At 54.9% G+C, this 6,611-nt stretch carries 7 protein-coding genes; 6 read left to right on the top strand and 1 reads right to left on the bottom strand.

What is annotated here, in order from left to right:
- Positions 1-104 precede the first annotated feature (104 nt).
- Positions 105-1,079 (top strand): HTH-type transcriptional regulator CysB, encoded by a 975-nt coding sequence (cysB, locus tag OKC28_RS19230; protein WP_256683941.1) that lies wholly within the window; start codon positions 105-107, stop codon positions 1,077-1,079.
- 146 nt (positions 1,080-1,225) lie between these two features.
- On the opposite strand, the gene ribA is transcribed toward cysB, so the two are convergent.
- The gene (gene ribA, locus OKC28_RS19225; protein ID WP_021140653.1) at positions 1,226-1,819 is read right to left on the bottom strand and encodes a GTP cyclohydrolase II; all 594 of its coding nucleotides are present in this window, start codon (positions 1,817-1,819) and stop codon (positions 1,226-1,228) included.
- A gap of 248 nt (positions 1,820-2,067) precedes the next feature.
- On the opposite strand from ribA, the gene cmk reads away from it, so the two are divergent.
- From cmk to lapB, 5 genes are all read left to right on the top strand, one after another.
- Positions 2,068-2,760, top strand: a complete 693-nt coding sequence (gene cmk, locus OKC28_RS19220) for a (d)CMP kinase (protein ID WP_021140654.1) — start codon at positions 2,068-2,070, stop codon at positions 2,758-2,760.
- Between the two features lie 94 nt (positions 2,761-2,854).
- Entirely contained in the window at positions 2,855-4,525 is a 1,671-nt protein-coding gene (gene rpsA, locus OKC28_RS19215) for a 30S ribosomal protein S1 (protein ID WP_005315043.1), read from the top strand.
- A gap of 92 nt (positions 4,526-4,617) precedes the next feature.
- Positions 4,618-4,902, top strand: coding sequence for an integration host factor subunit beta (gene ihfB / locus OKC28_RS19210; RefSeq protein WP_005299934.1), 285 nt, complete (start codon positions 4,618-4,620; stop codon positions 4,900-4,902).
- A gap of 156 nt (positions 4,903-5,058) precedes the next feature.
- Positions 5,059-5,343, top strand: a complete 285-nt coding sequence (locus OKC28_RS19205; RefSeq protein ID WP_005315045.1) for a LapA family protein — start codon at positions 5,059-5,061, stop codon at positions 5,341-5,343.
- A gap of 9 nt (positions 5,344-5,352) precedes the next feature.
- The gene (gene lapB, locus OKC28_RS19200) at positions 5,353-6,519 is read left to right on the top strand and encodes a lipopolysaccharide assembly protein LapB (protein WP_005315046.1); all 1,167 of its coding nucleotides are present in this window, start codon (positions 5,353-5,355) and stop codon (positions 6,517-6,519) included.
- Positions 6,520-6,611 lie beyond the last annotated feature (92 nt).

Genomic DNA, 6,611 nt, shown 5'->3' with positions numbered 1-6,611 from the left:
AATCGGCTCAAACATGAAGAAATGAAATGACTGAGTCAGCCGAGAAGAATTTCCCCGCTTATTCGCACCTTCCTTAGTTCAAGTCGCCTTTAGAGCCTAACATCATGAAACTCCAACAGTTGCGTTATATCGTTGAGGTTGCCAATCACAGACTGAACGTGTCGGCAACGGCAGCGAGCCTCTACACCTCTCAGCCAGGGATCAGCAAGCAGGTGCGCATGCTGGAAGATGAGCTGGGGATCCAGATTTTCGAGCGAAGCGGCAAGCATCTGACCCAGATCACCCCGGCAGGGCGGGACGTGATCAAGATTGCCAACGAGATCCTGGGCAAGGTGGAGAGCATCAAATCGGTGGCGAGCCAGCATACTCATCCCGAGCAAGGCACGCTGCATATTGCGACCACCCATACCCAGGCTCGTTATGCGTTGCCCGATGTGATCAAGGGCTTCATCAAGCGCTTCCCCAAGGTGTCTCTGCACATGCACCAGGGTACCCCGACCCAGATCAGTGAAGCCGTGGTCAAGGGGCAAGCCGACTTTGCCATCGCCACCGAGGCGCTGCACCTGTATGAAGATCTCATCATGCTGCCTTGCTACCACTGGAATCGCAGCGTCATTGTTCCCAAGGGACACCCCTTGACCCAGGTTGGCAAGCTCTCCATTGCGGATATCGCCCGCTTCCCGCTGGTGACCTATGTGTTCGGATTTACCGGCCGATCCGAGCTGGATCTCGCTTTCAATCGGGCCGGTTTCGAGCCCAATATCGTCTTTACCGCGACCGATGCCGATGTGATCAAAACCTATGTGCGACTGGGCGTCGGGATAGGGGTGATGGCGACCATGGCGCTGGATCAGCAGGTTGATACCGATTTGGTGGCTCTCGATGCCAGCCATCTGTTTGCTCACAGCACCACCAAGATAGGATTTCGTAAAGGATCTTTCCTGCGCACCTATATGTACGACTTCATGACCCGTTTTGCCCCGCACCTGACCCGGGATGTGGTGGAGCGCGCCATCGCGCTGCGCTCCAGCGATGACGTGGATGCCATGTTTGCCGATATAGAGCTGCCGGTTCGCTAGCGTCGTGCCAGCGAGCAGCTTGAATCAATAAAAAACGCCTCCCGATGGGAGGCGCTTTTATGCCAGCGTCTGATCACCGGAGTCATTTTCTGAACCTGTGATCCAGCTTGTTCGCTTTGGCCAAAAGGCAGGCCTCGTTGTGAGGCTCACTTCTTGAACATGTGGTCCAATTTATTCGCTTTGGTCGAGAGGTAGAACTCGTTGTGAGGATTGCGGCCTTCCTGCAGGGGAACCCGCTCCGTCACCGGAATGCCAAAGCTCTCCATCGCCTTCATCTTGCGTGGATTATTGGTCATCAGGCGCAGGCTGGTGACGTTCAACGCCTTGAGCATATCGGCACAGATGGTGTAGTCGCGCATGTCGGCAGCAAAGCCCAGCGCCACATTGGCTTCGACGGTATCGGCGCCCTGATCCTGCAGATGATAGGCCCGGATCTTGTTGAGCAGGCCGATGCCACGCCCTTCCTGGCGTACATACAACAAAACGCCACGACCCGCTTTGGCGATGTTCTCCATGGCTGCCTGCAATTGGAAGCCGCAGTCGCAGCGAAGGCTGAACAAGGCATCTCCGGTCAGGCATTCAGAGTGAATACGGCCCAGCACAGGCTCATCGCCTGTGACATCGCCCATCACCAGCGCAGCATGATCCTTGCCGGTGCCGGCTTCCTGAAAGCCTACCAGCGTGAAGGTGCCCCAGGGGGTCGGCAACTTGGATTTGGCCACGAGGGTAACGCTGCTCATAGGTTGCTCCTTACTACAGCTGCTTAAAAAGGGCGGCCAGTTTAGCGCGCCTTGTCCATAACAACCATAAGAACAAAACCTTGTGCTATTTAATGACTTGAGTAGTTGTACACAAACAACGCAGTCGCGACGGCTTTTGCGCAAATGTGCGCCCTGACGACTGCCAGACTCGGCACATTTGGGTATAATCGGCGCCCATTACCTCATTCCCTCCGGGATGTGTGCAACAAGTGTGCAGGAGATAAGTTATGCCTCAGATGGCCCCCGTGATGACAATCGATGGCCCGAGTGGTGCAGGTAAAGGCACCTTGTGTCAGTTGCTGGCTGAAAAACTGGGTTGGCACCTGCTCGATTCCGGCGCCATCTACCGGGTATTGGCCCTGGCTGCCTTGCACCATGATGTGGAACTCGATTCTGAAGCTGCGCTGGTCCCCCTTGCTGCCAATCTGGATGTGCAGTTCCAGGTGGATAGCGAACAGGTCAAGGTGGTGCTGGAAGGGGAGGATGTCTCCCGCACCATTCGTACCGAAGAGGTGGGCAATGCCGCGAGCAAAATTGCTGCCTTTCCTCGGGTGCGTGAAGCCCTGCTGCGCCGCCAGCGTGCATTTCGTCAAACCCCTGGCCTGATTGCTGACGGCAGAGACATGGGTACCGTGGTTTTTCCGGACGCAGAGGTAAAAATTTTCCTCGACGCCAGTGCGGAAGAACGGGCCCAGCGCCGCTATAAGCAGTTGCAAGATAAGGGCTTTGATGTTAACTTTGAGCGTCTTTTAACCGAGATTCGGGAACGTGACGATCGCGACAGAAATCGCGCCGTAGCGCCCCTTAAAGCGGCAGAAGATGCTCTCGTGGTGGATTCTACCGCCATGACCATAGATGAAGTGCTGGCAACAGTGCTCGCCTATGCAGAGCAACAACTTGGTGATGCCAGCGCAAGCTGACATCCGGTCGTCTGCACCAAGGATGGCGCAGATTATTTAAAACAGCCCCGCTTGTGCCGGATTGCAAGTGGATGTTTCATTTGTGAAATAAACAATGATCGAATCTTTTGCTCAACTCTTTGAAGAGTCCCTGAACTCCGTTGAAACCCGTCAAGGTTCCATCGTCAAGGGTACTGTCGTTGCTATCGAGAACGGTTTCGTACTGGTTGACGCCGGTCTGAAATCTGAGTCCGCCATCCCGGCTGAAGAATTCAAGAACGCCCTGGGCGAGCTGGAAATCAGTGTGGGTGACACTGTTGACGTAGCTCTGGACTCTATCGAAGATGGTTTCGGCGAAACCAAGCTGTCCCGTGAAAAAGCCAAGCGCCACGAAGCCTGGCTGCAGCTTGAAAAAGCTTACGAAGAGCAAGCTACCGTTATCGGTATCATCAACGGCAAGGTCAAGGGTGGTTTCACCGTTGAACTGAATGGCATCCGTGCCTTCCTGCCGGGTTCTCTGGTTGACGTGCGTCCGATCCGTGACACCGCTCACCTGGAAAACAAAGAACTCGAGTTCAAAGTCATCAAGCTGGACCAGAAGCGCAACAACGTTGTTGTTTCCCGTCGTGCCGTGATCGAGACCGAGAACACCTCCGAGCGCGAGAGCCTGCTGGCTAACCTGCAAGAAGGTCAAGAAGTCAAGGGTATCGTCAAGAACCTGACCGACTACGGTGCATTCGTAGATCTGGGCGGTGTTGACGGCCTGCTGCACATCACCGACATGGCGTGGAAGCGCGTTAAGCATCCTTCCGAAATCGTCAACGTTGGCGACGAGATCGCAGTCAAGGTTCTGAAGTTCGACCGCGAGCGTACCCGTGTATCTCTGGGTCTGAAGCAGCTGGGCGAAGATCCCTGGGTTGCTATCGCCAAGCGTTACCCGGAGACCACCCGTCTGTCTGGCCGCGTGACCAACCTGACCGACTACGGCTGCTTCGTTGAAATCGAAGAAGGCGTTGAAGGCCTGGTACACGTATCCGAGATGGATTGGACCAACAAGAACATCCACCCGTCCAAAGTTGTTAACGTTGGCGACGTGGTTGACGTGATGGTTCTGGATATCGACGAAGAACGTCGTCGTATCTCCCTGGGTCTGAAGCAGTGCAAATCCAACCCGTGGCAGCTGTTTGCCGAAACTCACGCCAAGGGCGACCGTGTTTCCGGTAAAATCAAGTCTATCACTGACTTTGGTATCTTCATCGGTCTGGACGGCGGCATCGACGGTCTGGTTCACCTGTCTGACATCTCTTGGAACAACCAGGGTGAAGAAGCAGTTCGTGAATTCAAGAAAGGCGACGAGATCGAAGCCGTTGTTCTGCAAGTGGATCCGGAGCGTGAGCGCATCTCCCTGGGTGTCAAGCAGATCGAAGAAGACCCGTTCAATAAGTACCTGTCTGATAACAAGAAAGGTGCTATTGTGAAGGGTAAGGTTACCGAGGTTGATGCCAAGGGTGCCGTGATCGAACTGGCTGACGGCGTAGAAGGCTACCTGCGTGCCTCCGACGCTGCTCGTGACCGTGTCGAAGACGCAACTCTGGTACTGTCCGTTGGTGATGAAGTTGAAGCCAAGTTCATGGGCGTTGATCGTAAGAACCGCACCGTAAGCCTGTCTGTCCGTGCGAAGGACGAGGCTGACGAGCGTGTTGCTATCGATAGCCTGAACCAACAAGAAGAAGTTGTGTTCAGCAATGCTATGATGGAAGCGTTCAAAGCTGCCAAGGGTGAATAATCCTTGATGCAAGAAAAGGGCGGCTTCACGCCGCCCTTTTTTATATTGGCGTAATGAATATTGCATGTGATCGGGGAAGGAGATTTAACGTTATGACCAAATCAGATCTCATCGAACAATTGGCTGCGAGCCGCATGCATATGCCGGCCAAAGATGTCGAAGCTGCCATCAAGGAGATCCTTGAGCAGATGGCATCGACTTTGCAAAACGGCGACCGGATTGAAATCCGTGGATTTGGAAGTTTTTCACTGCACTATCGTGCCCCCCGCGTGGGTCGTAATCCCAAGACCGGGGACAAGGTTGAACTGACCGGGAAATATGTCCCTCATTTCAAACCTGGCAAAGAGTTGCGCGAGCGCGTGAACATTATTGAATAATGCAGAAAACGGCATACTTGGGTATGCCTTTTTTGTTTTTGTGGCTTCTCTTGTGTCAATTGTCTGGTTTCTCCAAGTCTTTTCCCATTCGCTCTAGAGTCTGCCCGTGATTTTAAGGATAATCAGCCTTTCATTAGATACTGACAGGGAGCTCCTATGAAGCGTATCTTGGCCCTCATTCCGCTGGTGCTGGTGTTTATTCTGACCCTGGCCATCGGTTCGCAAAATGGTCAGCTGGTGCAGTTCAATTATTTGATTGCCCAAGGGGAGTTTTCGCTCTCCATGTTGCTGGGTCTCTTCTTTGGCGGTGGCTTCCTGCTGGGCTGGCTGGTCTTTGGTCTGCTGTTCTTGCGTCTCAAGATGCAGAACCGCACCCTCAATCGCACCATGCGTCGTCAATCCCGCGAGTTGGAGCTGGCTCGGTCGACAGTCAAGGAATAATGTCCCTAGATGCTTGAACTGCTTTTCCTGCTGTTGCCCATCGCCGCCGGTTATGGCTGGTACATGGGGCGCAGGAGTGTTCGCCAGGACACCCAGAAACAGAGTAATCAATTCTCCCGCCAGTACGTGGCGGGCCTCAACTATTTGCTGTCTGACGAGTCGGACAAGGCGGTGGATCTTTTTATCCAGCTGCTGGAAGTGGACAGCGAAACCATCGAAACACACCTCTCTCTTGGTAACCTGTTTCGCCAGCGTGGCGAGGTGGACAGAGCCATCAAGATCCACCAGAACCTAGTCACCCGTCAGCTGACCCGTGAACAGCGTCAGCTTGCGTTGCAGGAGCTGGCCCGTGACTTTCTGGCTGCCGGTTTGCTCGACCGCGCCGAAGCGCTCTGGAACGAGCTGTGCGAAGACAGCGACTATGAAGAGACGGCGCTGGCCCAGTTGTTGATCATCCATCAGCAGTTGCGTGACTGGGACAAGGCCATCGATGTCGCAGTGCGACTGCAGAAATATCAGGGCAAGAAGCTGGCCGATCCCATTTCCCATTTCTATTGCGAACAGGCGGAGAGTGCCTTGCGTGATGGCGATGAGTCTATGGGGCGCGCCAAGCTCAAACGTGCGCTGGGGGTCAATCCTGCCTGTGCCCGTGCCAGCCTGCGCTTGGCCGAGCTGGCGATGGTGGCACAAGACTATGAACAGGCCGGCAAGGATCTGCTGCGGGTGTTCGAGCAGGACATGGATTTTGCCTCCGAAGCCATCCCTCACCTCACAGAGTGCTACCAGCGCCAGGGGCGTTCCCTCGAACTCATTCCCTTGCTGGAGCAGGCGGTGGAGGATCACGCCGGGGTGAGCGTGACCCTGGCCCTTGCCAAACTGGTGGAGGAGCGCGATGGCCTGAACCAGGCCCGTGCTCTGGTGCTGCGTCAGTTGCGCCGTCACCCCTCCATGAAGGGATTCTACCAGTTGGTGGGCTTTCAGCTGGCCAGCGCGGAGGAGGGGCCCGCCAAGGAGAGTCTGGAGCTGCTGCAACAACTGGTCGGCGATCAGATCAAGATCAAATCAACCCACAAGTGTCGGCAGTGTGGTTTTGCCACCCACTCGCTGTTCTGGCAATGCCCATCCTGTCGCCAGTGGGGTTCCATCAAGCCGATCCGTGGCCTGGATGGTGAGTAATCGATAGAAAATGAGATGCCAAGTACTTCCGGTGCTGCGGCAGCGCCATCAGGCCGGGTCTGGATGGTGAGCGACAAACCAGATAGTGATAA

The sequence above is a fragment of the Aeromonas sp. D3 genome, assembly GCF_027705025.1.
Taxonomy (GTDB): Bacteria; Pseudomonadota; Gammaproteobacteria; order Enterobacterales; family Aeromonadaceae; genus Aeromonas; species Aeromonas salmonicida.
This window is presented reverse-complemented; position numbering and strand designations above follow the sequence as displayed.

What these genes read in the sequence shown, in the direction of transcription:
- cysB (WP_256683941.1), top strand. Translation starts at nt 105, where the DNA reads ATGAAACTCCAACAGTTGCGTTATATCGTTGAGGTTGCCAATCACAGA.
- cmk (WP_021140654.1), top strand. Translation starts at nt 2,068, where the DNA reads ATGCCTCAGATGGCCCCCGTGATGACAATCGATGGCCCGAGTGGTGCA.
- ribA (WP_021140653.1), bottom strand. Translation starts at nt 1,819, where the DNA reads ATGAGCAGCGTTACCCTCGTGGCCAAATCCAAGTTGCCGACCCCCTGG.
- lapB (WP_005315046.1), top strand. Translation starts at nt 5,353, where the DNA reads ATGCTTGAACTGCTTTTCCTGCTGTTGCCCATCGCCGCCGGTTATGGC.
- ihfB (WP_005299934.1), top strand. Translation starts at nt 4,618, where the DNA reads ATGACCAAATCAGATCTCATCGAACAATTGGCTGCGAGCCGCATGCAT.
- rpsA (WP_005315043.1), top strand. Translation starts at nt 2,855, where the DNA reads ATGATCGAATCTTTTGCTCAACTCTTTGAAGAGTCCCTGAACTCCGTT.
- OKC28_RS19205 (WP_005315045.1), top strand. Translation starts at nt 5,059, where the DNA reads ATGAAGCGTATCTTGGCCCTCATTCCGCTGGTGCTGGTGTTTATTCTG.